The sequence below is a fragment of the Gordonia polyisoprenivorans genome (assembly GCF_017654315.1).
Taxonomy (GTDB): domain Bacteria; phylum Actinomycetota; class Actinomycetes; order Mycobacteriales; family Mycobacteriaceae; genus Gordonia; species Gordonia polyisoprenivorans_A.
This window is the reverse complement of record NZ_CP072203.1, coordinates 5,427,644-5,451,603: the sequence shown is the minus strand read 5'-3', so window position 1 is coordinate 5,451,603 and position 23,960 is coordinate 5,427,644. Positions and strand designations below refer to the sequence as shown.

General features: G+C 68.5%; 22 protein-coding genes. 12 read left to right on the top strand and 10 right to left on the bottom strand.

Annotated elements, in window-relative coordinates; all coding sequences use genetic code 11:
* Nucleotides 1–200: 200 nt before the first annotated feature.
* The 3 genes from J6U32_RS24430 to J6U32_RS24420 all read right to left on the bottom strand — a co-directional run bounded on the left by J6U32_RS24430 (nucleotide 201) and on the right by J6U32_RS24420 (nucleotide 2,469).
* The gene (locus tag J6U32_RS24430) at nucleotides 201–377 is read right to left on the bottom strand and encodes a DUF3073 domain-containing protein (RefSeq protein ID WP_208792526.1); all 177 of its coding nucleotides are present in this window, start codon (nucleotides 375–377) and stop codon (nucleotides 201–203) included.
* A gap of 194 nt (nucleotides 378–571) precedes the next feature.
* Nucleotides 572–1,279, bottom strand: coding sequence for an MOSC domain-containing protein (locus tag J6U32_RS24425; protein ID WP_208792525.1), 708 nt, complete (start codon nucleotides 1,277–1,279; stop codon nucleotides 572–574).
* On the bottom strand, nucleotides 1,276–2,469 hold the full coding sequence (locus J6U32_RS24420; protein WP_208792524.1) for a YgfZ/GcvT domain-containing protein: 1,194 nt from the start codon (nucleotides 2,467–2,469) through the stop codon (nucleotides 1,276–1,278). The genes J6U32_RS24425 and J6U32_RS24420 overlap by 4 nt, the downstream gene beginning before the upstream one ends.
* Nucleotides 2,470–2,566: 97 nt before the next feature.
* Here J6U32_RS24420 and J6U32_RS24415 point away from each other — a divergent pair, with 97 nt between their 5' ends.
* From J6U32_RS24415 to J6U32_RS24385, 7 genes are all read left to right on the top strand, one after another.
* Nucleotides 2,567–3,457 carry an aminodeoxychorismate lyase gene (locus tag J6U32_RS24415; RefSeq protein WP_208796316.1) on the top strand — a complete coding sequence of 297 codons (891 nt, stop codon included), beginning with the start codon at nucleotides 2,567–2,569 and terminating at the stop codon, nucleotides 3,455–3,457.
* Nucleotides 3,458–3,655: 198 nt separating this feature from the next.
* Nucleotides 3,656–5,221 carry a cytochrome ubiquinol oxidase subunit I gene (locus J6U32_RS24410; RefSeq protein WP_208796315.1) on the top strand — a complete coding sequence of 522 codons (1,566 nt, stop codon included), beginning with the start codon at nucleotides 3,656–3,658 and terminating at the stop codon, nucleotides 5,219–5,221.
* 12 nt (nucleotides 5,222–5,233) lie between these two features.
* Nucleotides 5,234–6,310: a cytochrome d ubiquinol oxidase subunit II gene (cydB, locus tag J6U32_RS24405; RefSeq protein ID WP_208792523.1), complete on the top strand. Its 1,077-nt coding sequence runs from the start codon at nucleotides 5,234–5,236 to the stop codon at nucleotides 6,308–6,310.
* Complete coding sequence (gene cydD, locus J6U32_RS24400) at nucleotides 6,301–8,013, top strand: thiol reductant ABC exporter subunit CydD (protein ID WP_208792522.1); 1,713 nt, start codon at nucleotides 6,301–6,303, stop codon at nucleotides 8,011–8,013. The genes cydB and cydD overlap by 10 nt, the downstream gene beginning before the upstream one ends.
* 52 nt (nucleotides 8,014–8,065) lie before the next feature.
* Complete coding sequence (gene cydC, locus J6U32_RS24395; RefSeq protein ID WP_208796314.1) at nucleotides 8,066–9,823, top strand: thiol reductant ABC exporter subunit CydC; 1,758 nt, start codon at nucleotides 8,066–8,068, stop codon at nucleotides 9,821–9,823.
* A 386-nt stretch (nucleotides 9,824–10,209) separates the two neighbouring features.
* Nucleotides 10,210–10,998: a hypothetical protein gene (locus J6U32_RS24390; RefSeq protein WP_244332336.1), complete on the top strand. Its 789-nt coding sequence runs from the start codon at nucleotides 10,210–10,212 to the stop codon at nucleotides 10,996–10,998.
* 210 nt (nucleotides 10,999–11,208) lie between these two features.
* Nucleotides 11,209–11,460 (top strand): hypothetical protein, encoded by a 252-nt coding sequence (locus tag J6U32_RS24385; protein WP_244332334.1) that lies wholly within the window; start codon nucleotides 11,209–11,211, stop codon nucleotides 11,458–11,460.
* Nucleotides 11,461–11,503: 43 nt separating this feature from the next.
* Here J6U32_RS24385 and J6U32_RS24380 read toward each other — a convergent pair whose 3' ends face one another.
* From J6U32_RS24380 to J6U32_RS24365, 4 genes are all read right to left on the bottom strand, one after another.
* Entirely contained in the window at nucleotides 11,504–12,175 is a 672-nt protein-coding gene (locus J6U32_RS24380) for an FABP family protein (protein ID WP_014361343.1), read from the bottom strand.
* Nucleotides 12,176–12,432: 257 nt separating this feature from the next.
* Nucleotides 12,433–12,738 (bottom strand): DUF1416 domain-containing protein, encoded by a 306-nt coding sequence (locus tag J6U32_RS24375; RefSeq protein ID WP_208792521.1) that lies wholly within the window; start codon nucleotides 12,736–12,738, stop codon nucleotides 12,433–12,435.
* 2 nt (nucleotides 12,739–12,740) lie between these two features.
* Nucleotides 12,741–13,580 carry a sulfurtransferase gene (locus tag J6U32_RS24370; RefSeq protein WP_208792520.1) on the bottom strand — a complete coding sequence of 280 codons (840 nt, stop codon included), beginning with the start codon at nucleotides 13,578–13,580 and terminating at the stop codon, nucleotides 12,741–12,743.
* Nucleotides 13,581–13,976: 396 nt separating this feature from the next.
* A complete protein-coding gene (locus J6U32_RS24365; RefSeq protein ID WP_208792519.1) occupies nucleotides 13,977–14,945 on the bottom strand; it encodes an LmeA family phospholipid-binding protein in 969 nt (322 codons plus the stop codon).
* A 183-nt stretch (nucleotides 14,946–15,128) separates the two neighbouring features.
* On the opposite strand from J6U32_RS24365, the gene J6U32_RS24360 reads away from it, so the two are divergent.
* From J6U32_RS24360 to J6U32_RS24350, 3 genes are all read left to right on the top strand, one after another.
* Nucleotides 15,129–15,929 carry a winged helix-turn-helix transcriptional regulator gene (locus J6U32_RS24360; protein ID WP_208792518.1) on the top strand — a complete coding sequence of 267 codons (801 nt, stop codon included), beginning with the start codon at nucleotides 15,129–15,131 and terminating at the stop codon, nucleotides 15,927–15,929.
* Nucleotides 15,919–16,869, top strand: a complete 951-nt coding sequence (gene mshD / locus J6U32_RS24355; protein WP_208792517.1) for a mycothiol synthase — start codon at nucleotides 15,919–15,921, stop codon at nucleotides 16,867–16,869. The genes J6U32_RS24360 and mshD overlap by 11 nt, the downstream gene beginning before the upstream one ends.
* A gap of 70 nt (nucleotides 16,870–16,939) precedes the next feature.
* On the top strand, nucleotides 16,940–17,887 hold the full coding sequence (locus tag J6U32_RS24350; RefSeq protein ID WP_208792516.1) for an endonuclease/exonuclease/phosphatase family protein: 948 nt from the start codon (nucleotides 16,940–16,942) through the stop codon (nucleotides 17,885–17,887).
* Nucleotides 17,888–17,895: 8 nt separating this feature from the next.
* Here J6U32_RS24350 and J6U32_RS24345 read toward each other — a convergent pair whose 3' ends face one another.
* Complete coding sequence (locus tag J6U32_RS24345) at nucleotides 17,896–19,026, bottom strand: LLM class flavin-dependent oxidoreductase (RefSeq protein WP_208792515.1); 1,131 nt, start codon at nucleotides 19,024–19,026, stop codon at nucleotides 17,896–17,898.
* Nucleotides 19,027–19,055: 29 nt separating this feature from the next.
* On the opposite strand from J6U32_RS24345, the gene J6U32_RS24340 reads away from it, so the two are divergent.
* On the top strand, nucleotides 19,056–19,880 hold the full coding sequence (locus J6U32_RS24340) for an arylamine N-acetyltransferase family protein (RefSeq protein WP_244332330.1): 825 nt from the start codon (nucleotides 19,056–19,058) through the stop codon (nucleotides 19,878–19,880).
* Here the strand turns inward: J6U32_RS24340 and J6U32_RS24335 are convergent.
* Nucleotides 19,838–21,040, bottom strand: coding sequence for a 4-hydroxybenzoate 3-monooxygenase (locus J6U32_RS24335; protein ID WP_208792513.1), 1,203 nt, complete (start codon nucleotides 21,038–21,040; stop codon nucleotides 19,838–19,840). The two genes, J6U32_RS24340 and J6U32_RS24335, sit on opposite strands and share 43 nt — an antisense overlap.
* Nucleotides 21,041–21,080: 40 nt before the next feature.
* Nucleotides 21,081–22,418 (bottom strand): hypothetical protein, encoded by a 1,338-nt coding sequence (locus tag J6U32_RS24330; RefSeq protein WP_208792512.1) that lies wholly within the window; start codon nucleotides 22,416–22,418, stop codon nucleotides 21,081–21,083.
* A gap of 398 nt (nucleotides 22,419–22,816) precedes the next feature.
* Between J6U32_RS24330 and pstS the strand changes: the two genes are divergently transcribed.
* Nucleotides 22,817–23,941 (top strand): phosphate ABC transporter substrate-binding protein PstS, encoded by a 1,125-nt coding sequence (gene pstS / locus J6U32_RS24325; protein WP_208792511.1) that lies wholly within the window; start codon nucleotides 22,817–22,819, stop codon nucleotides 23,939–23,941.
* Nucleotides 23,942–23,960 lie beyond the last annotated feature (19 nt).

The following is a 23,960-nucleotide window of genomic DNA, read 5'->3' as shown; positions in this document are numbered from 1 at the left end:
CAGATAGCCCGATCCGGGCCCGACGCTGCGCGAAAGCGGCCCGAAGCGTCGCGAAAACCAACGATCACCGGTCCGTTCGCCCGGCGCATTCGAGAAATGCGTCAGAAGATCGGACCGGTGATCGCCTGTGGTGGCGTTACCGTGACGACGACGCCGGGGCAGTCGGCGTCAAGGGGTGAGCGAAATGAGGGCGTTCGCGCTCAGGCGCGGCGCCACTCGTCCTCTTCAAGCCACTCCTCCACCGGATCCGGGCGGTCTGCCGAATCCGCCGAACCCGACAACTCGCGCTGCAAGCTGTCGAAATCGGTGTGGGGAGTGGAGTACTTCAGCTGACGAGCAACCTTCGTCTGCTTTGCTTTAGCCCGGCCGCGGCCCATATGGGACCCCCTCGCACAATGACGGGGCGGCCAAACTGGTGGCGGCCCCGTTCTCTCGGTAGTTGAGTATCTCGTGGGCACCAGTTTAGCGCGCGTTTCGCGATTACGCGGATCGCCCCGGCAATGGCACGCCGAACAGCTGTGATGGGGTGTTGTCCGGGTGGTTTGCCGGAGTCCTCGAGCCGGGCGGTTCGTCAGACCTCAACGACGCGTGCGAGGTGTCGGCTCGCCTCGCGGCGGACCTTCGCGGGCAGGTCGTCGGCGGCCAGCAGGGTCTGCAGGGGCTCGGCGTCGGTGCCGGTCAGCAGATCGCGGACGGTGACCCCGTGGTCCGGGCGCGAGACGACGCGGATCGCGTCGCCGGCCCCGATGCTCCCGGGCGTGAGAACCCGCAGGTAGGTGCCCACGTCGCCCTGCTGCATGAACCGCTTGACCCACCGGGGCTCGCCCGCCCAGGCGGCGAAGGTCCGGCACGGGGTCCGGGGGATGGTGGTCTCCAGCAGGACGCCGGTCGACGGGTCGTCCGGTGGGCCCACCCACCAGCGTTCGCCGACGAGCGCGTCGGTGACGGGTAGGCCGTCGACGCGCAGGTTCTCACCGAACCAGCCGTAGGGCAGGTCGCGGCCGAGTTCGTCGGCCCAGCGGCGCGCCTCGTGGTCGTCGTAGGCGTAGACGGCCTGGTCGTGGCCCCCATGGTGTTTCGTGTCACGGACGTGGTCGGTCACCAGGCCGAGCTCGCCGACCTGCACCCGCCCGTCGTGCGGCCGCTTGTCGATCGCGCTGATGCCCGCCCTGCCGAGGTCGACGTCGGCGTGGACCGCGCAGACAGCCAGGACGCGCCCGTCCGGCTGACCCTGGTGTGCAGGACCCAGGTGAGCCGGCTCGTGCGGTGTCACCGTCATGCCCGGCCGCGAAGGCGTTCGATGGCCGCCCGGCCCGCCTGCACCCGATCGTCGGCGTCCACGGAGTCGGGATCGACGCGGGCGGCCATCGGGGGCTCGTCGGCGTCGGCGGCCACGAGCAACTCGACGTCGGGGCCGATGCCGCGCTTGAGGAGTCCGAGGGCGATGGGACCGAGGTCGAAGTGGTCGACGGCGGTGCCGAGGCGGCCGACGGTGCGCCCGCCCGCGGTGATCGGGGTTCCGGGCGGCGGACGGTGATCGGAGCTGCCGTCGAGGTGCAGCAGCACGAGTTGGCGCGGCGGCTTGCCGAGATTGTGTACGCGGGCGACGGTCTCCTGACCGCGGTAGCAGCCCTTGTCGAGGTGGACGGCGCCGAAACGCTCCGGGCCGCCGATCCACCCCGCCTCGTGGGGGATGGTGCGTTCGTCGGTGTCGACGCCGAGGCGGGGACGCCGGGCGGCGACGCGCAGGGCGTCGAAGGCCCAGCTGCCGGCCATCCGCGCGCCGGCCTCGGTGAGCTGCTCCCACCAGCGCAGCAGCAGGAACTCCGGTACGACGAGGTCGACCATCGGGAGCGAGGTGTCGGCGTGCGGGCCCTCCGACAGCGGAGGCATCATTCGCCAGAAGCCGAGCGGCTCGTCCTCGTGATGGGATTCGGGCAGGTCACCGGCCTGGTAGGGCGCGGCTTCGGGGTCGATCTCGAGGAGATCGGCGATCGGTCCGCGCACCGCGTCGGGGCCGATGAGGGTGAGGACCTTGACGTCGGTACGCGCCGCGGGCTGCACCTTGGCCCAGAAGACCATCCTGGTGAGAAATGTCAGCAGGGCCTCGCCGCGTGCGGCCTCGGTGTCGATCCAGGTGACCTCGTCGACGTCGGTGAGCACGAAATGATCCTCGACCCGCCCGTTGGCGTCGAGGGACAGCGCCTCGGCACTCGACCGGTCACCGAGATCGCTCACCTGCTGCGAGCAGATCGTGTTCAGCCAGGTGAGGCGTTCGGGGCCGGGGAGTTCGAGGACCGCGCGGTCGGTGCGGTCGACGATGGCCGCGCCGCGGACCGCCGCCCGCTGCTCACCGAGGGGATCGCCGTAATGCCAGGCGACTCCAGTGCCCTGCGGGGTGGTGGGAGTCTCGGGAGCGGCGACCGCGCCCTGGCTGGAATACCTGGTCAGGATGGGTGAGCGGCTCACGGGTCGAGTCTACGCGGCGGGTCGATAGGGTGGCGGCATGTCCCAGCCCGACAAGTCCGTGTCCGCAGTGTCGCAGCCCGCCGTGCCGCAGTCCGCCGTGTCGCAGTCCATCCTGGTGGCCCTCGACGGAACCGTCCTCGATCCCGAGGTCCCGTTCCTGCATGCCGACGACCTGGCCGCGGTGCGGGGCGACGGGATCTTCGAGACGCTGCTGATCCGCGACGGGTGGGCGCGGTGCGTCACCCTGCATCTGCAGCGCCTGGCCCGCTCCGCGGAGATGCTCGATCTGCCCGAGCCGGATGCCGAGAAATGGCGTTCGGCGATCGAGGTCGCGACGCGCACGTGGGTCGACCGGAACGGCGAGTTCGCCGAAGGCCTTCTGCGCCTTGTCTATTCGCGTGGTCGGGAAGCTCATCCGGCAGGCGCGGGCGCCGGGTCCGGGGCGCCGACGGCGTACCTGACGGTCGGGCCGGTGGCCGACCGGGTCGCCGCCGTCCGGGCGAATGGGGTTTCGGTGATCACCCTGGATCGCGGGTATTCGATCGATGTCGCCGAGGCCGCCCCGTGGCAGTTGCTCGGTGCCAAGACCCTGAGCTACGCGACCAACATGGCGGCACTTCGCCATGCCGCCGACAACGGGTACGACGACGTGATCTACGTCAGCAGTGAGGGTGCGATTCTGGAGGGTCCGCGCTCGACGGTGGTCGCTGTGATGGGGAAGACACTCGTCACGCCGCCGGCCGAAATCGGCATCCTGCCCGGCACCACCCAGGTGGCGACGTTCGCGTTGGCGGCCGAAGAGGGCTGGCAGACCGAGACCCGCGTGCTACGTCCGGCCGATCTGCTCGAGGCCGATTCGGTGTGGCTGATCAGCAGCGTCACCCTCGCCGCGCGAGTGACCGCGCTCAACGGTCACCTGCTGCCTGTGACGGAAGTTTGCCAGGATCTTATCGATTTGGTCGACCGCGCCATTTCTTCTGACCGATAATGGTCGGTGTCTGCGGGGTCTCCCCGTGGGCACCAGCGAGATCCAGCCCACAAATGAACCCAGGTGACGGGACTTTCGGCGCTTGTTCGCGTGAGTGGCCAGGCGTAGCGTCACCGGTATGGTTACTACGTGGTGTAGTAGCCAACTTTCGTCCCGCGTCTCGCAGCCCGAGGCGCGACCATGCGATTCGAGGCGACGTTGAACGCTCTGGATTTATCCCGATGGCAATTCGGTATCACGACCGTTTATCACTTCCTGTTCGTCCCGTTGACCATCGGTCTCGCACCGATGGTGGCGATCATGCAAACGGTCTGGCACAAGACCGGAAATGAGCAGTGGTTACGGGCCACGAAATTCTTCGGGAAGCTGTTCCTGATCAATTTCGCGCTCGGTGTGGCCACCGGCATCGTGCAGGAGTTCCAGTTCGGAATGAACTGGAGCGAGTACAGCCGCTACGTCGCCGATGTGTTCGGCGCACCGCTGGCCCTCGAGGGATTGATCGCCTTCTTCCTCGAATCGACATTCCTGGGACTCTGGATCTTCGGCTGGTCGCGTCTGCCGCGCCGGGTGCATCTGGCCACCATCTGGCTGGTCGCAATCGGCGTGACCGCCTCGGCGTACTTCATCATCGCCGCGAACTCGTGGATGCAGCACCCGGTGGGTGTGGCCTGGGATGAAACGCGTAATCGCCCGGCCATGAACAACTTCTGGGCGGTCATCACCAACAACACGACCCTCGCGGCGTTCCCGCACGTGATCGCCGGCGCGTGGTTGACCGCGGCCACCTTCGTCGGCGGCATCGGCATCTGGTGGATGTCACGAAACATGTGGCGCGCCAAGAAGTTGCGGGTGGCCATCGACACCGGCGACACGAGTGGCATGCCCAAGACCACCTCGCCGAGCCAGATCGACGCCACCCCTGAGGATCTCGAGCGCGACGCCCATCGCCTGTGGCGTCCGGTGACCCGGTTCGCGTGCTGGGTGGCCATCGTCGCCGGTGTGCTGCTGTTCATCACCGGGGACTTCCAGGCCCAGATCATGTTCAAACAGCAACCGATGAAGATGGCGTCGGCGGAATCGCTGTGCAACACCCAGGAGAATGCCGGTTTCTCGGTGCTCTCGATCGGGCGGCAGAACAATTGTGCCGACATCGACCACGTCATCGAGATCCCGGGCATGCTGTCCTTCCTGGCCACGCACCGCTTCGGCGAAACATTGCAGGGTGTGAATCAGTTGCAGGCGCAATATCAGGAAGCGCTGAACATGCCCGGCCAGAACTTCGCCCCCAATCTGTTCGTCACCTACTGGGGATTCCGCGCGATGATCACCTGGGCGCTCGGATCGGTCGTCGTGGCCTTCGGTGGACTGTGGTTCACCCGACGAAAGAAGGTGGTCGAATCCAGACGCCTGGGCCTGTTGGCCCTCTGGATGATCCCGACCCCGTTCCTGGCCAACGCATCCGGCTGGATCTTCACCGAGATGGGCCGCCAGCCATGGGTCGTCGCCCCCAACTGGGAGAACAACCTCGACCCGTTGCGCATACACATGCTCGTGCAGGACGGCGTCTCCAACCACACGCCACCGATCCTGTGGGTCACCATGATCGGCTTCACGCTGCTCTACGGCGGGCTGGGTGTGGTGTGGTTCCTCCTGCAACGGCGCTACGCCATCGAGGGTCCCGCGGCATATGACCACATCGCTCCGGAGGTGGAGTCCGAGGACTCCGATTCCGATGAGCCCAAACAGCTTTCGTTCGCGTACTGAGGAGCGGGACAGATGTCACTCGAAAACTTCTGGTTCATCGTCGTCGCGGTCCTGTTCATCGGATACTTCGTTCTCGAGGGCTTCGACTTCGGTGTCGGCATGCTGATGCCGTTCCTCGGCGCGAGCCACACCGGTGGCGACGAAAAGGTCGCGGCCGACGACGACGCCGCCGACCCGGACAAGCGCAGGCGTGCGCTGCTCAACACCATCGGCCCGGTGTGGGACGGCAACGAGGTGTGGCTGCTGACCGCCGGCGGCGCGCTGTTCGCGGCGTTCGGTGGTTGGTACGCAACGATGTTCACCGCGTTCTACCTGCCGCTGTTCCTGATCCTGATCGGACTGATCACCCGGGTCGTGGCCATCGAGTGGCGGGGCAAGATCAACGACCCGCGCTGGCGGATGTGGTGCGACGTCGGCATCGGCCTGGGATCGTGGATTCCCGCGCTGCTGTGGGGCGTGGCCTTCGCCAACGTCGTCCGCGGGCTGCCGATCGACGCCGCGCACCAGTACACCGGCGGATTCTTCAACCTGCTCAACCCGTATGCGCTGCTCGGCGGTGTCACCACGCTGCTCGCATTCCTCACCCACGGTGCGGTCTTCCTCGGACTCAAGACCAGCGGTGTGCTGCAGCAGGATGCGATGAGATACGCCAAGCTGCTGGCCATTCCGACGCTCGTCGTGGCCGCGGCGTTCCTGCTGTGGACGCAGTTCGCCTACGGCAACGGCTGGACGTGGATTCCGGTGCTCATCGCCGCCGTCGCCGCGCTGGTCATGGTCGCGGCGACCCAGGTGCAGCGCGAGGGCATCGCCTTCCTGGCGACCTCGATCGCCATCGCCGGAACCGTGGCGACGCTGTTCTCGGTGCTGTTCCCGAATGTGCTTCCGTCGACCACTGATTCGGCCTACAACCTGACCGTCGCCAACACCGCGTCGAGTCACTACACGCTGACCGTGATGACGATCGCCGCGCTGATCATGACGCCCGTCGTCATCGCCTATCAGGGCTGGACCTACTGGGTCTTCCGCAAGCGCATCAGCGTCGGCCAGATCCCGGCACCGACCGGCTTGTCGTTGAAGGCATGGCAATAGCGGAGGAGGACGGGGGTTCCCGGCGCGCACGGCGGGCCCGCCCGCCGCTCGATCCCCGCCTGCTCCGGTATTCGCCCGCCACCCGGCGCTACGTGCTGGTGACCGCCTTGCTGGCGGCGATCACCACGGTCGCGGTGATCGTCACCGCGGTGATGACGGCGTCGATCCTCGCGGAGTTGGTGACCGATCCGGCGCGCCGTTCCCTCGCCGCCCAGTCGGTGCACCTGTGGGTGCTGGCGGCAGCGGTCGCCGTCCGCGTGCTCACCTCGTTCGGCCACGATCGGTACGCGCACCGGGCCTCGGCGACGGCGATCGCCGAGCTGCGCGCCCGCGCCCTGGATGTATTGACCGACCCGGACCGCACACCGCCGCGAGAACTGCTGCGGCGCCGCGAACACGCGACGACGGTGCTGCTACGGGGGCTGGGCGCACTGGGGCCGTATCTGTCGGGATATGTGCCCGCGCTGATCGTCACGGTGCTGGTCACGCCGACGGTGCTGGCCGTCATCGCCGTCGCCGACTGGCCGTCGGCAGTGATCATCGTGATCACGCTGCCGCTGATCCCGCTGTTCATGATCCTCATCGGACTGATGACACGTGATCGCACCGAGCGCAAGCTCGCGACGATGAGCCGGCTCAGCGCTCAACTGCTCGACCTGGTCACCGGTTTGCCCACGCTGCGCGCGCTCAATCGCGCTCGCGCGCCCGCCCGGCAGGTCGCCGACCTCGGGCAGGCGCACCGGCGCAGCTCGATGTCGTCGTTGCGGGTGGCGTTCCTCTCCGGCGGGGTTCTGGAGTTCCTCGCGACCATCAGTGTGGCGTTGGTCGCCGTCGGTATCGGCCTGCGACTGGTGTCGGGCGAGATGACCTTGTACGCAGGTGTTCTCGCACTCATCCTGGCGCCCGAGGCCTATCTGCCGCTGCGGCAGGTCGGTGCGCAGTTCCACAACTCGGTCGACGGGGTGACCGCTGCCGGCGAGGTGCTCGATCTCATCGACTCCGGTTCCGCGGGCGCGGGTGTCGGCCGGACGCGTTCGTGCACCGTTGCCGGAGAACCGATCCGGCTGCTCGACGTCGGTGTGCACGGCCGGGACGGCTGGGCGCCCTACGAACTCACGGCGACCGCGAATCCAGGTGAACTGACGGTGTTCACCGGACCCAACGGGTCGGGCAAGTCGACGATGTTCGCCGCAGTCCTCGGTCTGCTCGCCCCCGACGAGGGATCGGTACTCGTCGGGTCGATCCCGGTGGCCGAGCTCGAGCCCGATGCCTATCACGAGCAGGTCGCGTGGCTGCCCCAGCAACCGGTCGTGGTACCCGGCACCGTCGCCGACAATCTCGCCCTCTTCGGCGCCCTCGACCCGGCACAGCTCCATCGTGCCAGCGCCGCAACGGGTTTCGACGAGGTACTGGCCTCCTTGCCGGACGGCGCCGACACCGTGCTCGGTACCGGGGGCGTCGGGCTGTCCGCGGGGCAGCGGCAGCGGCTCGCGCTGACGCGGGTGCTGGCCTCGCCGTCGCCGCTGTTGCTGCTCGACGAGCCCACCGCACACCTCGACGCCGCGAGCGAGGAGTCGGTGCTCGCCGCGCTGGCCGCGCGGGCGCGCGCCGGTGACACCGTGCTCGTCGTCGCCCATCGCGATGTGGCCCGCGCACACGCCGACCACGTCGTCCAACTCCCGGAGGTTCTCGGTGTCCGCTGATCTCGCTGAGACCTCTGACGTCGCCGAAAGTACTGGGCGGCATCGTGATCCGTTGATCCGCGCGCTGGGATTCCTCGGTCTGCGCACCCGGCCGGTGCTGTGGTCGCTGATGCTCGGCGTGGCCGGTGCCCTCTCGACGCTGGGGCTTGCTGCGCTCTCGGCGTGGCTGATCACCCGCGCCTGGCAGATGCCGCCGGTGCTGTACCTGTCGGTCGCGATCACCGCCGTTCGCGCGCTGGGCATCTCGCGGGGACTGTTCCGGTACCTGGAGCGCCTCGCCACCCACGACCTCGCACTCGGCGCGATGGCGACCGCGCGCGAACGCCTGTATGTGGCGTTGGCGTCGGGATCGCCCGCCTATTCGGTGACCCTGCGTCGCGGAGATCTGTTGACCCGCACCGGAGACGACGTCGACGAGATCGGCAATGCGCTCATCCGGGCGCTCATCCCGATCGGCGTCGGAATGACGACCTCGGTGGCCGCCGTGGCGATCATGGCGCTGGTCTCCGGGTGGGCCGCCCTCGTCCTCGCGATCGCCCTGATCGTCTCCGGGGTTATAGCACCCTGGCTGGCGGCCCGCGGCTCCGATCGCGCCCTGGGTGATGCCGCCCGCGCGAACACCGCGGTCGCCGAGGCGGCCACCACAGCCCTGTGGCATGCGCCCGAACTGGTCGTCTCCCGGCGGCGGCGCAGTGTGCTGGCCACCGCGCGGCAAGCCGATGCCGAGGCGATCCGGGCCGCCGACCGGGGTGAACGTATCGAAGCACTGGCCGCCGCGGCGACCCCACTCTCGTTGGGGGCGTCGCTGATCGCGGCCTGCGTCATCGGGATCGGTCTCGCCTCGGGGGTTTCCGGCTCGCTGGCCGGCGTGTCGAGTACGACCGGCCTGCTGACGCCGATGGTGCTCGGCGTGTTGATCCTGTTGCCGCTGTCGTCCTTCGAGTCCACGGCGCCGCTGACCGAGGCGGGAATCCAACTCGAGCGCAGTCGACAGAGCGCCGCACGGGTGATGGCACTCGTCGACGGGGCACGCAGGACCGGGGTACGCCGGAGCGGAGAGGGCAACTCGGACGGTCAGGACTCGACCGTCGGGGATGCGGCGATCGACGACGTGGACGTGCATGCCGCGCCCGTGACACTGCGCCTCGATGCGCTGCGCTGGGGATGGTCGGATGCGGCCGTGCTCGGCCCCGAGGCGGGTGTGACCGCGACGCTCACGCCGGGCTCACGGATGGCCGTCGTCGGACCCAGCGGTATCGGCAAGTCGACGCTGCTGCTGACGATGGCCGGTCTGCTCGATGCCCGCGGCGGGTCGGTGACGGCCATCGACGACGCCGGGAAACAGCTGGTAATCCGTTCGGCGACATGTTATTTCGCCGAAGAGGCACACATCTTCTCCACGTCGCTCGAGGAGAACCTCCGCGTCGCCCGCGGGGATGTGACCGTCGAGGAGATGCACGCGGCGCTCGCCGAGGTGGGACTGGCCGACTGGGTGGCCGAACTGCCCGACGGGCTCGGCACCGAATTGACCGGCGGCGCCGAATCGCTCAGCGGTGGCCAGCGCCGGCGACTGCTGCTCGCCCGCGCGTTGCTACATCGTGCGCCGATCGTGCTACTCGACGAGCCGACCGAACACCTCGACGCCGCCGACGCCGAGCGCCTGCTGGGGCGCATCCTCGACCCGACATCGAGCATGTTCGCCCCGGATCGCACCGTGGTGGTGGTGACGCACCAGCTGTCGGCGGTGGCGCTGCATCCCGGGCGTGCCGAGTCGGTTCGGGTGGTCGACCTCAGCCCGGTCGCGCGCTGACGCGAATCTCGGGTGAAAACCCTCGGAACGAAAACCTGTTGCCGGGCTTGCGATTGCGGCGTAGTTTCGTCGGTACACATGGAAGGAGGTGGTCCGAAGTTGATTGGCAAACGGACAAGTGAGGTGACCATCCGCTGACGCGGAGATCCATCTGATATCCCTCGATCGATCCCTCGCATCGGCGAATACCAGGTGGTCACCCGACCCCCGCACCCGACCTGGTCCGGTCGCTCGGCCCGAATCCCCGGGCGGTGCGGGGGTCGTTCCATGTGCGGGCTCAGGTCTTTCTCGTGCGCCCGGTTTTTCGGGTAGTGCACTACTCGTGTTCGGGCGGCCCGGCCGGTGTGGACTGACGTGCAGATCAGCCCACCAACGCGGGAGACGTCATGAACACCGGCACCCTGGATTCGTCCGAAACTGCCTCATCACCAACCGTGGGCATTGCGACCGCATCGACGCGGGAGTTCTCGGTACCCACCGGCCGACTGTCGCGATTTCTCACCCCGGGCGATCGCGACTGGAACGACGACGGCGCGGGGACCTGGATCGCGGGGTACGCCGGCGGCCTCACCTATACGTTGACCGCCGATTCCGCGGACACGCGTCTGACCCTGCACAACCGCGGACGCAGTGATCTCGCCGTGCTCTCGATCCCCGGCTTCACCGCGATGTCGGGTGCCCGGCTCACACCACTGAGCGCGGGATCATCGGCAGCGTTGCCGGACAACGAGTTCCACGTGCTGCAGGCCGAACGCCGCGGCGGGCGGCCGGTCGTCGTCGGGCAGATCGTCGACGACGGCGTGCCCGCCTTCCTCATCCACCCACCACGGCCCGACGAGGTCGACTGGCCGCGTATGCCCGGTGCGGACGAGTTCTGGACGCCCTACTCGGCCACGCCCCACAGCGCCGCTGAACCGCGCAGCGCCTCAGACTTTCACGACGCCGCGGACGCCGGGGTTTTCTGCGAGAGTGTCGCGGGGATGGCCGTCGTCCACAATCGGGGGCCGCGACGGATCGCGGTGCTGATGACCGGGCTCGGCGGGGCCTTCGACCTCGTCGTGGCGCTTCCCGGGGAATCGATCCCGATCCCTCCCGGCCCCGGCATCCACTACGTACAGGCGGCTCGGGATTCCGGGCGGCCGGTCGTCGTCGACGTCATCCACGTGCGCCCCTGATGGGTATCAGGTCCTTGTGTATGACGTTCTTGTGTATGACGATTCCGTCGGAAACCGGGCAAATCGTCATACTGATCGACCTTCCGGGTGGCATGGGGGGATTGACGGTAGCGTATGCGCGGTGAATGACTGCCGCTACTCATCCTGTTCCCGACGCTGCTGTCGTCGATCCTCATCCTGTGCAACGTCGCCCGGCGCGGATTCTCCGCGGTGAACGTGCTGTTCGGGGTCATCGGTGCGGGCGTGGCGACGGTGGCCGTCGTCGACCCCTCGGTGGTGGTCGGCACCTTCGACAACGACTCATCGCAGTACGTCGAGGCCCACTACACGTTCTCGGCCGGACCGTCGGCGATCCTGCACGTGATCCTCGGCGTCGTGGTGGTGCTGCTGGGAATCGGCGGAATCATCTGGGGTGGCAAGGCGCCCGCGCCGGCGCCGGTCTATGCACCGCCGCCGGTGTGACGGCGCAGCAGTTCAGCCGACGCAGCAGTTCAGCCGACGCAGTTCAGCCGACGTGACGCCGCAGCTTGGCCGACAGGCGCGGGGTGAGGTCGCCCTCGGCGTCGACGCGTTCCTCGACGTAGGCGAGATCGCCGTCGGGCACGATGCCATAGAGACGCTTGGCGCCACCGGTGTGCTTGCCCGACTCGGAGCGGATGACGACGTCGGTGGTCAGATTCCACGACGTCTGATTGAGCGGGCGGCCGTAGTACAGCTCGATCGAGCCCTCGGCGTGGGTGAGGAGGAGTTCGATGCTGTCGTCCTCACCGATCCGCCAGAAGCCGGCTTCACGCAGATCGGGGCGGACGAAGTTCCCGTCGTCGTCGATCACCCATGAACGGGCCTCCCAGTTGAGGAAGTTCTGTCCGTCATGGCTGACCACGATCTGTTGGGCGAAGTGGTAGTCGTTGCCGCTGACCGGGTCGTGCCCCTCGCCCTCGCCGCGCCAGACTCCGACCATCGGCAGGAGGGCGAGCAGGCCCGGATGCAGGTCGGCGCCGATCCGCAGATTGGCGGTGTCGGCGGGCAACGGCAGATCGTCCCACGAGGGGGTGTTGCGTTCGCGGCTGCCGGATTCGGCGGCACGGACCTCGGCCTGGTTGATCGCCTCGTCACCCGACCGACGTGGGGTATCGGCCCCGTCGGGGTCGGGCTGTCCGTCGGACGGCAGGGTCACGATTCGTCGTTGACCAGGCGGTAGATCACGTACAGCGTGAACCAGATGATCAGCAGCGTTGCCAGACCCAGCAGGATTTCGAAGAAGAGGACCACGGGTGGGAGTTTACCTCTCGGGGTGTGCGCGGACGTCGTCGGTCCGGCCGAGTGAAAGATGAATCACGGGCCGCTCTGGGAAGACCCGAGGAAGAACGGGTGAGAACGCCGACGGCCCGGCCACCGCGAGGGTGACCGGGCCGTCGGGGAGTCCGCGATGACTTACTTGCTGACGGTGATGTCGTGGCTGTGCACGCCGGGTCCGTCCGGATTGACGGTGACGTCACCGCTGCCGACCGAGCTCAGCGCACGCAGCGTCCACTTGCCGGGCGCGGCGAAGAAACGGAAGTCGCCGGTGGGGCTGGCGACGACCTCTGCGGTGAACTCACCGGTCTCGTCGAGCAGCCGCACGAACGCACCCGCGACGGGGCTCCCGGAGTTGTCGGTGACCTGTCCGGTCAGGACGGTCTCCTTCTCGACGTCGACGCCCGCGGGCAGCTTCTGTCCCTGCTTGGGTGCAGCACACATGATTACTTACCTTCTCCCAGTTCAACCGGAACACCGACGAGCGAGCCGTATTCGGTCCAGCTGCCGTCGTAGTTCTTGACGTTCTTGTGGCCCAGCAGCTCCTGCAGAACGAACCAGGTGTGGCTGGAACGCTCGCCGATGCGGCAGTAGGCGATGGTTTCCTTCTCGCCGTCGAGGCCGGCGTCGGAGTACAGCTCGGCGAGTTCGTCATCGCTGCGGAAGGTGCCGTCCTCGTTGGCGGCCTTGCTCCACGGCACGTTGATGGCACCGGGGATGTGGCCGGGACGCTGGCTCTGCTCCTGCGGCAGGTGGGCAGGAGCGAGGATCTTGCCGGAGAACTCGTCGGGGCTGCGCACGTCGACCAGGTTCTTGGCGCCGATGGCGTCGACGACCTCGTCGCGGAAGGCGCGGATCGAGTTGTCCGGATCGGCGGCCTTGTACTCGGTGGCCGGACGGCTCACGGCGTCGGTCGACAGCGGACGGCCGTCGAGCTCCCACTTCTTGCGGCCGCCGTCGAGCAGCTTCACGTCCTGGTGGCCGTAGAGCTTGAAGTACCAGTAGGCGTACGCCGCGAACCAGTTGTTGTTGCCGCCGTAGAGCACGACGGTGTCGTCGTTGGCGATACCGCGCTCGGAGAGCAGCGCGGAGAACTGCTCGCGGTCGACGAAGTCACGACGAACCGGATCCTGCAGGTCGGTCTTCCAGTCGAGCTTGACCGCGCCCTCGATGTGGCCGCCGTCGTAGGCGCTGGTGTCCTCGTCGACCTCGACGAACACGACCTTGTCGGTGTGCAGGTTCTGCTCAGCCCAATCGGCGCTGACCAGGACGTCGGAACGTGCCATGGGTGTTTCCTCCCGTAGATGTGGGTATCGGGTGTGGTGGAGATGATCTGTGAAACAGCGATGAAGGCGATCGGCGTCGGACGCCGACGACTTCGGCGGATGATGACGGCATGATCCGGGTGAGAACCGAGATCTCGGTGGACGGCGTCGTCATGGGAAACGCGCTGTACCGGCCGGCATCGAGTGATCGTGGCGACTCGGGCGCGACGGTGCGGGCGCGAGCGAGACGATCACATCGTGATGCGACAGCAACAGTCGGCGACTCGACAGAAGTCGATCGCCCGGCGGCGGGTGAGCATGAACTCACGGCGCTGTTGCATGTCCACGAGGGTACAACAGCGATCGGTACCCGCCACAAACGTGTCCCCGCCCCGGCGGTGGTTGCGATCGTCGAGGTCAGAAGCGCTCGGGCAGCAGGTCGCGTGGCCCGGACCCGGCGGTGAGCAGGATGTCGCTGCCCGAGCTGTGTGCCCCGGTCGCCGGCAGGTCCCACGGCATGGGCAGCAGCGGCAGCGTGGCTGTGAAACGCGCGAGCACGGCCGCGCGTAGGGCGGACTTGTCGGCGCCGGCGAGTTCCGGTGCGTCGACGTGCTTTTCGGGCCCGGTGTAGAAGCCCGTCGCCTGCAGGTGCAGCCGGCCGTCGCGTACCGATACCTCGACGGTGACGCTGACCCTGGTCCGTGGGCCCGGGTACTCCGAAGCCGACGGCGCGAGCTGCGGACTCGGCGTCGCACCGGTCGGCGGCGCCGAGGCCGGCGGCAGGGCCACCGATCCGGTGAGCACGATGCCCGAGGTGCGCTCGAGATTGCCGAACTGGGGTCCGCCGCCGCCGACACGGTCGGGGCCGGCGGGGGTGTTGACGGTGAGATCCAGGATGCCCAGCATGCGGCCCAGATTCACCGAGTCGAGTCGCGAGTAGGCGGTGACCGAGTCGGTGCGCAGGGTGTCGGTGGTCCCGATGCCGAAGCCGTCGGGGACCCGCAGCGCTCCCAGCGTCGCCCCGAGTTCGGCGAAGCAGGGGCCGGCCGCGGGATACGAGCAGCCGTGCGGGATCGGCACGCCACGGGCGGTGATCGTGGCGCCGGTGAACTCGCCCGAGGAGGCATGGGTCAGGAACGGGAAGCCGCCGAGCGTCACCTCTGGCCGGTAGGTGATACCCGGCGCACTCGCGAGGGACATCGAGAGGCGATGTTCGCTGCGACTCGCCGTGACGGTGTCGGCGATCACCGCGATGGCACCCACGACGACGACGAGCGCGAGCGTCACCAGAAGCGTGCGTCGGAGCCGATGTCGCGAGGGTGCAGGAGTCGCTGCGTCCGAGGTCACGGCCTCCGAGTCTGCCTTGTTAACAGCCGAGCGTGACATTGCGGCTATTCTGTCATCTGTCGCGCACATGTTGGTAAGGCAGAGTAAACATGCTCTTTCGGGCGCGATCGGTGGATCGCCTCAACGTCGAGGTGGCCGGGAGACGGGGTACGACCATCCCCGAGGCCCCCTGCCTCGGGGCGTAAGGTGCGCGAGGCGCGACGAGGAAGATCGGAGAAGGACGTGGATCTCCTGTTGTTGACCGCCGATCCCAACCCGGAGTCGGTGTTGCCGTCCCTGTCGCTGCTCGCGCACACCGTGCGGGTGGCGCCGACGGAGGTGTCGTCGCTGATGGAGGCGGGTAACGCCGACGTCGCGATCGTCGACGCCCGCACCGACCTGGCCGCGGCCCGCGGACTGTGCCGGCTGCTCGGTAGCACCGGATCGGCGGTGCCGGTGGCCGCGGTGCTCACCGAAGGCGGATTGGTCGCGGTGAATGCCGATTGGGGGCTCGACGAGTTCCTGCTGCCCGGGACGGGCCCCGCCGAACTCGACGCCCGCCTGCGTCTGCTCGTCGTGCGCACCCGCGGCGTCAGCGCCGAGGAGGCCTCCGGCAAGGTCACGCTCGGTGAGCTGGTCATCGACGAGGGCACCTACACCGCCCGTCTGCGCGGACGCCCGCTGGATCTCACCTACAAGGAGTTCGAGCTCCTGAAGTATCTGGCGCAGAACGCCGGCCGTGTCTTCACCCGGGCGCAGTTGCTGCAGGAGGTCTGGGGATACGACTTCTTCGGTGGCACCCGCACCGTCGACGTCCACGTCCGGCGCCTGCGCGCGAAACTCGGCAGCGACCACGAGTCGTTGATCGGCACCGTCCGTAACGTGGGCTACAAGGCCGTGCGCCCGACGCGCGGCCGCTCCGCCTCGGCGGAGACCGCCGACGACGAGGTCGAGGACTCCGGAGACGAACTGCCCGGCGAGGATCTCGGCGACATCGGCGACACCCGGATCGATCCCTTCGACGAGGAGTTCAGTGCCCCCTGAGGTCGAGGTCCACGAAGTTGACGTCCCCGAGGTTGATGTCACCGAGTCCCTGACACCCGAGACGGCCTCGCACGCACACCGTCTCGTCGCGGCAGCGACCGCGGCCGACGGGGTGGCGCCACTGTCGGAACAGGCTGTCCTCGCCATCGACGGTGCCGGCGCGGGCGTTCAACACGTCATCAGCGCGGCCGGCTATGCCAACATCGTCCCCGGCCGCGACGACGAGCCGGCGATGATCGAGGCCGTCGTCGATCCCGAGCAGCGTCGCCGGGGGCACGGCCGGGCACTACTCACCGCCGCCTTCACCGCGGCGCGCGAACGTGCCGGCGCAGCTTCCTCCTCGGATGCCGTGCGGGCCTGGGCGCACGGCGATCTCCCGGCCGCGCAGGCGCTGGCCGCATCGCTCGGGCTGCAGCGTCGGCGAGAGTTGTTGCAGCTGCGGCGAACCGGCGGCGCCGATGGCCTGCCCGCCCTCGAGGTTCCCGCCGACATCGAATTGCGCACCTACGCAGGGCCTTCGGATGATGCGGAGATCCTTCGCGTCAACAACGCCGCCTTCGCCTGGCATCCCGAGCAGGGTGGGTGGGCGCCGGAGCAGATCGCCGAGCGGGTGGCATCGGACTGGTTCGATCCGGCCGGGTTGTTCCTGGCGTTCGACGCCGCAACCGGTGCCGGCGAAGCAGATCGTCGACCGCTCTTGGGTTTTCACTGGACCAAGACACAGGGGCCGGGACTCGGCGAGGTCTACGTCGTCGGTGTCGATCCAGCCGCGCAGGGACGCGGTCTCGGGCGGCTGCTGACGCTGGCGGGTCTGCACTACTTCGCCGCGCGGGGTGTCGACGAGGTGCTGCTGTACGTGGAGGGTGACAACACCGCGGCGCTGCACACCTATGAGCGGTTGGGCTTCACCCGCTACGCCATCGACGTCGCCTATGGGTGAGCCGGCCCCGGCAACAGGTGGTCGTCGTTCGAGCTCTACCGGTGCAATCCGGTGGAGTGTAATCCGTTGGGTGACAACGGTTGTCGGCGCGGTGCTGGTCGGTGCGGGGATCGCCGGGGTGGCCGCTCATCATTCGCCGCTGACCAGCTCGACGGCCAGCCGGATCGCCGCGTTCACGCCGTTGCTGGTGCTCGCCTCGATCGTCGGGCTGGCCGCGCTGCTCGCCGTACGGCGCCGCCTTGGCGCGGTGCTCGCGGCCGTCGTGGTGGTGGCCGGCGTGGCGACCCAGGTACCGCTCTACGTCGGGTCGGCGTCCGCGCGGGCCGACGATCTCGTGATCATGCAGGCCAACATCTACCTCGGCGACGCCGACACCGATGCGCTGGCTGCCACGGTGCGCGCCGAGAAGGTCGACATCCTGACCGTCGTCGAGCTCACCGACGCGGCGCTGACGCGGCTACGCTCCTCGACTCTGGCTGCGACGCTGGGATATTCGTTCACCCACGCCCTGCCCGACGGTCGGGGGATCGGCATCTTCTCCCGGTTCCCCGTCGTCGAGGGTATGGTGCTGGAGCATTTCCGCCTGGGGAACATTCGCGCGGTGGCCGAGATCGACGGCCACGGCCGCCACGCCGTCTACGCACTGCATCCGTTGCCGCCGTGGCCGGAGCCGGCCTGGCGCTGGGAGACCGAACTCTCGCGACTCTCGTCGATCCTGAACGCCGAGACACTCCCGACGATCATCGGCGCCGACATGAACTCCACCTGGGATCATCGGCAGTTCCGAGAGTTGTTGCGCGGCCACGGCCCCGACGGATCACCGGGCCTGCTCGACGCCGCCGAACTCACCGGCGCGGGCGCCGCCGCGACCTACCCGGCGCACCGTCGGATACCGCCGATGCTGGGAATCGATCACGTCATGACCCGCGGCGGGCCCGTACCGACGTCGCTGCGCACGGTGGACCTACCGGGGTCCGATCACCGCGGCGTGGTGGCCACGGTGCGGCTGCGCCGATAGCGGGGCCGTCACGCCACCGCGGGGTGGCCGGCGTCGGCGAGCAGCGGCAGCAGGAGGTCGGCGGCGATCTCGGCCTCCGCGGCCAGCGGCCAGCCCGACAGAATCCAGATGTCGATACCGGCTTGTGCGGCAACGGTGTTCATCGCGCGGGCCACGTTCTCGGCGCTTCCGACGAAGTACGTTCCGGTGCCCTTGCCCGCGATGTCGAAGGGAGGTTCGGCGGCGGTCCAGGTGGTCAGCCCGGCGGCCATGTTCGGGGCGAACTCGAGTAGGTCGCGCCCGGGGATGCGCCCGGCACGCAGGGCGTCGATCCGGCCCTGCACCTGCGGGTCGGGACTGGTGATCTCGTCGAGCCCGGGGAAGCCGAAGCTGCGCAGGTTGCGGTCGGCGGTCGCGAGCACCGTCTCCGGGCGTGTGCGGGACAGCTGATCGGAGAACCGCTCCCACGCCTGCTCGTCGGTCTCGCGCACGATGACGCTGGCGAGCACCCCGAAGCGCAGTGACCGGCCGCGGCCCGCGGCGGCGTCGCGAACCCGGGCGAACAGCGTCGACAGGTCCGCGGGTGCCGACATGAACGACAGGTACACGTCGAGGACCTCGGCCGCGTGCGCGAGGCCCTCCGGTGACGCGCCGGTGCCCCAGACCTCGATGCCGCCGGGCTGTCGGGGGCCGGGAATCGCGGGCTTGTATCGCGGTCCGTAGGAGAAGAACTCGCCGTCGTAGGCATCGGTGGCGTCGGCGTAGAGACGTTTGACCTGGGTCCAGTATTCGGCCGAGAGCCGGTACCGCTGCGCCTTCGAGGCGTACTGGCCGTACCGGGCGAGGACGGCGTCGGCGCCGTTGACCTGATTGAAGATCAGCCGCCCGCCCGAGTACTGGTCGAAGACCTGTGCCTCCTCGGCGAGCATCGCCGGTGGCTTCACCCCCGGATATACCGGGACCAGGAAGCGCAGGTTCTCGGTCTCGGGAACCAGGGCGATCGGCTCGCGGGCGGTGGTCAGTGCCCCGCGGTAGCCGAGCCGGTCGAGGGTGCGGGCTTGATGACGGATCACCTCGAAGGTGGGTTCGGTCCGCAGCGACGGTTCCCACGGGACGTCACCGTCGGTCGGATTGATGTACCAGAAGACCTCGGGAGCCATGGAAGATGAGGTTAGCCTATCCTGTTGTCGTGGACGCAAGCGATGCCTGGTCGGGTGGTGAGGGGGCGCCGCTTCAGCCCGCCGCGTATCTGTCGAGGATCGGCGTGACCGAGGTTGCCGCCGACCCGGCGGACCTCGTCGTCGCGATCGCCACCGCGCAACATCGGCGAATCCCGTTCGAGAATCTGGGTATTCATCTCGGAACACCCGTCGAGGTGGATCCGCGCGTCATCGTCGACAGGCTCGTCGACGGCCGTCGGGGCGGGATCTGCTACGAACTCAACGGACTGCTGCTGCTCGCGTTGCGCGCACTGGGCATCGACGCACACGCCGTCGGCGCGAGGGTGGAGAACGCGGCCGGCCTCGGCCCGCCGCTCGGGCACATGGCCGTGCGCGCGCAGGTCGGCGCAGAGCAGTGGCTCGTCGACGTCGGATTCGGTGGTGAGATGGTCTGCCGGCCCATCGACCTCGACTCGGTCGCCGAGCGTCGGATCGAATTCGATTCGGCGGCCTACCTTCTGGAGCCGTGCACGCGGGAACTCGCCGAGTTCGAGGCGATGGCGTGGTGGCACAGCACCTCGCCGCGGTCCCGATTCACCGGCTCGCTCATCGCCACCCGGCCCGTCGACGGCGGCCGCGTGAGCATCACCGGCGGCGTCGATGACTATCGGCTGATCGTCACCGACGCGCGGGGAACACGCACCGAATCCGACCTCGATCACCGTGCGGCGCTCGCCGTGTGCCGCCGGGTCCTGCGCCTCGACGTCGACGAGTTACCCTCGCTACCACTCGGTTCCGCGCGCGACCGCTCTCACTCCGGGCGCCACGGGGTGGGAAACGGCAACCCGAGGTAGACCTCGCCGAGCGCCCCCTGCTCGGCGCGGGAGGCGACCCACCGATTCAGCTTCGCGCGCCGCAGCCCCCAGTCGAACGGATCGTCGGTGAAGCGGTGCAGCACCGAGGTCAGCGTCCAGGAGAAGTTCTGCGCCTGCCAGATCCGCGGCAGCGCGGTGTCGGTGTAGTTCTCGAGAGGGGTGCGGTCACCGTCGCGGTAGAAGACGCCGAGGGCATGGGACAGCACGCTCGCGTCCGACACCGCGAGGTTGAGCCCCTTGGCGCCGGTGGGCGGCACAATGTGGGCGGCGTCGCCGAGCAGGAACAGTGAACCATGCTGCATGCGTTCGGTGACCACGCTGCGCAGCGGGGCGAGGCTGCGGTCGAAGATCTCTCCGGTCTGCAGTTCCGGATGATCGTCGGAGGCACTGCGCCTGCGTAATTCGGCCCAGATGCGTTCGTCGGGCCAGTCGGCGAGATCGGTGTCGGCCGGCACCTGGAGGTACTGGCGCGTGATGTGTGTGCCGCGCATGCTGTGGACCGACAACCCGTCGGGGTGGGCGCAGTACATGCCCTCCTCGGTCACCGGAGTCGTTCGGGCCAGGATGCCCAGCCACGCAAAGGGATACACGCGTTCGATGGTGCGTACCGAGGACGGCAGCCGGGTTCTGCCGACCCCGTGGAAGCCGTCGCAGCCGGCGACGAAGTCGGCGGTGAGGCGATGGGTGCGGCCCTCGACGGTGTAGGTGACCTCGGTGGTGGGTCCGTCCGTCGGGCCGATCTCGACGTCGGCAGCGTCGAACACCAGCGGCAACCCGGCCGCCGTGCGCGCGTCGATGAGGTCGGCGACGATCTCGGCCTGCCCGTAGACGAAGGCGTTGCGCCCGGTCAGCCGGTGGAAATCGAGGTGGTGGGTGTGGCGATCGAACCGGAGGTAGAAACCTTTGTGGCGCAGCGCTTGCGCGTGCAGCCGGTCGGCCACGCCGAGTTCGGTCAGGGTGTCGACGGTGGTCTGTTCGATCACCCCGGCGCGAACCCGGGCACGCACGTGCGTCTCGTCGCGCGCCTCGAGGACGACGGCGTCGATACCCTGACGATGCAACATCATCGCCAGCGACAAACCCGCCGGGCCGGCGCCGATGATCGCTACCTGACAACGTATGAGGGGACTCCTGGGCATGAGGGGACTCCTGGGGTGTGGGTGCTCGGTCGGTACGCGCTCAGGTGAGCGCGACCAGGGCACGGAGACGATCGGGCAGGGCGGCGAGTGCGTCGGCGACCGCGGCGGAGGACACCGCGTCATCGAAATAGGCTGCGGCCACCGACATCCCGCCTCCGACGAGCGCGGTCGTCACGGTGAGACCGCGTGGTGACGGGGGGTCGGCAACCGAGAACACCCGCGCCCGATCTTCGGCGAGCCACGTCCACCGATGATCCCGGCCCGGCACGGTGCCCACACTCGAATGCAGCAGCGGCACCGGCGCATCGGTGAATGCGGTGGGCCGCGGGTCGGCTGCGCGCCGGGCGGACACGAGCGTCTTGACCGAGGTGATCGCCAGGTTGGCGATCGGGCGTCCCATCCGCGCCGACGCCGACAAGGCACGTTGAAGTTCGTCCGGGTCACTGCCGGGCGGAACCGGAAAGGCCAGTCCGGCGGAGAAATTCGCGAGCGTGTTCCGGGATCGGGGGAGGTAGACGCGGGCGTCGAAAGGGGCGGTGATCGTCGGATGCAGATCGACGCCCCCCTCGACGAGCGCGTCGACGAGCGCGACGGTGGTCAGTGCGTACATCCCCACCCCGGGACGGTCACGGTCCCGCGCGGCGCGGAGTTCGGCGACCGTGGCCGCGGGGACGTGGGCGAGGGTGGCGCGTGGGCGGCGGTCGTCGGCGGTGTCGACACCACTGGCGGTGCCGGAACCGCCGGGTGGCGAGGCCGCTTCGCCGGCGGTGCGGATTCCCCCGGGCTCGGACGGCGCCCGACGCAGTAGCCGCGCCAGTGCGACCACGCGGCGTGGATCCGCGCAGATCGCGGCCGAGGCCAGCGCCAGCGGCGGTGTGCGGTGGCCGAATCGGCTCCACGTCCGGCGGTCATGCGGGTCGGTGGACCCGAGGATCACCGCGACGACGACGTTGAGCAGTGCGGCGTCGCCGAGACCGTGATCGAAATCGATGGCGATGTGCTCGTCACCGAGTACGACGCGCAGGGGTCGATCGGGGCCGCTGCGGACCTCGTCGAGCAGACGCAGCGGATCGTCGCCGCCCCTGCTCGCCCGCACCTGGCAACCACCGGCGTCGGGATCGTGGGTCCATCGTGCACGCGCCGGCGTGGGGTGCAGGCCCACCCGCGTGAACGGGCCGGCCGCAGCCATCGCACGCACCCGCTCGCGCACCTGCGCCACAGACGGGACCTCGACGGGTCCCACGACCAACGCCGAACGCCGACGGCTGTGGTGGCGGTCGAGGGCAGCGCTGCGAATCGATTGCCGGGGGAGCGACCCACGTCGCATCGCGACCCGGGGAGTCGGGAGTGCGGGATCGGGGGTTCGCTGCGTCGCCATGAGAATCGAGTCGACTTTACCAAGCCTTACCTAAATTGATGGCGTCGGGATGGCTTTGCGCCGGTGCGCACCGGGTGGCCACCCGGCATTCACCGCACGCTCACCCGAGTGGCGGCAGCAGGCCACGGGCCGCAGTTGACGACTGGCACGTTTCGTCGATGCGCCGGGGCTCGTGGCGCACCCGAATGGGACGTATCGGACCAGCTCCGAGGGGTGTTTGTCCGATCCACGCCGCCGATCGGGGGAGCCGGCGACGGGAATCGGCATGTCCGAGTCGTCCAATTCATCTTCTGTTCACCTTTCGTCGGGGGACCGTCCATCACTGCCCCATAAGGTCAGCTCGACCGGGCAGGGTCGCATGGCCCGACTGCCGTGTTTTGATGCTGGAGGAACCAGAAGTGAAATTGAGTCGTACAGGTGCTGTTGTCGCCGCCATGGCGGCCAGCTCGGCCCTCATTCTCGGCGCGTGTAGCAGTAACGCGGACAAGGGGACCACCAGCGCGGCACCCGCGTCGGCCGTCGCCAACGTCAAATGCGAGGGCAAGCAGTCGCTCAAGGCCAGCGGCTCGACCGCCCAGGCCAACGCGATGAAGATCTTCTCCACGTCGTTCGCCAAGACCTGCCCGGGCTACGAGCTCGCCTACGGTGGCGGCGGCTCCGGCCAGGGTGTCTCCGACTTCACCCAGGGCCTCACCGACTTCGGCGGCTCCGACTCCCCGCTCAAGGGCGACGAGATCGGTAAGGCCGCCGCGCGTTGCACCGGTTCCGAGGCCTGGCAGCTGCCGCTGGTCTTCGGTCCGATCGCGGTCGCCTACAACGTCGACGGGGTCAGCGACCTCGCACTGTCCGGCCCGACGCTGGCCAAGATCTTCAGCGGCGAGGTCAAGACCTGGAACGATCCGGTGATCACCGCCGACAACCCGGGCAAGACCCTGCCGGCCACCCCGATCAGCGTCATCTACCGCGCCGATCAGTCGGGTACCACCGACAACTTCCAGAAGTACCTGACCGCGGCCGGTGGCTGGACCAAGGGTGACGGCAAGACCTTCAACGGCGGTGTCGGCGAGGGCAAGCAGGGCAACCCCGGTGTGGGTTCGGCCGTGAAGCCGACCCCGGGTTCGATTGCCTACGTCGAGTGGGCCTACGCGCAGTCCAACAACCTGTCGATGGCCAAGATCATCACCGATCAGGATCGCAGCGGTGTGGCGTTGACGGCGGAGTCCGGCGGCAAGACCATCGAGTCGGCCACCCTCAAGAACGGCCCGGACAACCACAACATGGTGATCGACACCTCGTCGTTCTACAAGCCCACCTCGGCCGGTGCCTACCCGATCGTTCTGGCAACATATTCGATTGTCTGCTCGAAGTACTCCGACACCTCGGTCGGGCAAGGCGTCAAGTCCTTCCTCTCGGTCGCCTCGGCGCCGCAGAATCAAGGGCAGGAACTGATCAACGCGGGGTACATCCCGCTCCCGAGTGACTTCCAGCAGAAGCTGCAAGCCTCGATCAACGCCATTCAGTAAGCGGCGCGAACGTCAACGA

What these genes read in the sequence shown, in the direction of transcription:
- J6U32_RS24375 (WP_208792521.1), bottom strand. Translation starts at nt 12,738, where the DNA reads ATGTGTGCTGCACCCAAGCAGGGACAGAAGCTGCCCGCGGGCGTCGAC.
- J6U32_RS24390 (WP_244332336.1), top strand. Translation starts at nt 10,210, where the DNA reads ATGAACACCGGCACCCTGGATTCGTCCGAAACTGCCTCATCACCAACC.
- J6U32_RS24425 (WP_208792525.1), bottom strand. Translation starts at nt 1,279, where the DNA reads ATGACGGTGACACCGCACGAGCCGGCTCACCTGGGTCCTGCACACCAG.
- cydD (WP_208792522.1), top strand. Translation starts at nt 6,301, where the DNA reads ATGGCAATAGCGGAGGAGGACGGGGGTTCCCGGCGCGCACGGCGGGCC.
- cydB (WP_208792523.1), top strand. Translation starts at nt 5,234, where the DNA reads ATGTCACTCGAAAACTTCTGGTTCATCGTCGTCGCGGTCCTGTTCATC.
- J6U32_RS24430 (WP_208792526.1), bottom strand. Translation starts at nt 377, where the DNA reads ATGGGCCGCGGCCGGGCTAAAGCAAAGCAGACGAAGGTTGCTCGTCAG.
- J6U32_RS24345 (WP_208792515.1), bottom strand. Translation starts at nt 19,026, where the DNA reads ATGGCTCCCGAGGTCTTCTGGTACATCAATCCGACCGACGGTGACGTC.
- J6U32_RS24335 (WP_208792513.1), bottom strand. Translation starts at nt 21,040, where the DNA reads ATGCCCAGGAGTCCCCTCATACGTTGTCAGGTAGCGATCATCGGCGCC.
- J6U32_RS24365 (WP_208792519.1), bottom strand. Translation starts at nt 14,945, where the DNA reads ATGTCACGCTCGGCTGTTAACAAGGCAGACTCGGAGGCCGTGACCTCG.
- J6U32_RS24370 (WP_208792520.1), bottom strand. Translation starts at nt 13,580, where the DNA reads ATGGCACGTTCCGACGTCCTGGTCAGCGCCGATTGGGCTGAGCAGAAC.
- J6U32_RS24330 (WP_208792512.1), bottom strand. Translation starts at nt 22,418, where the DNA reads ATGGCGACGCAGCGAACCCCCGATCCCGCACTCCCGACTCCCCGGGTC.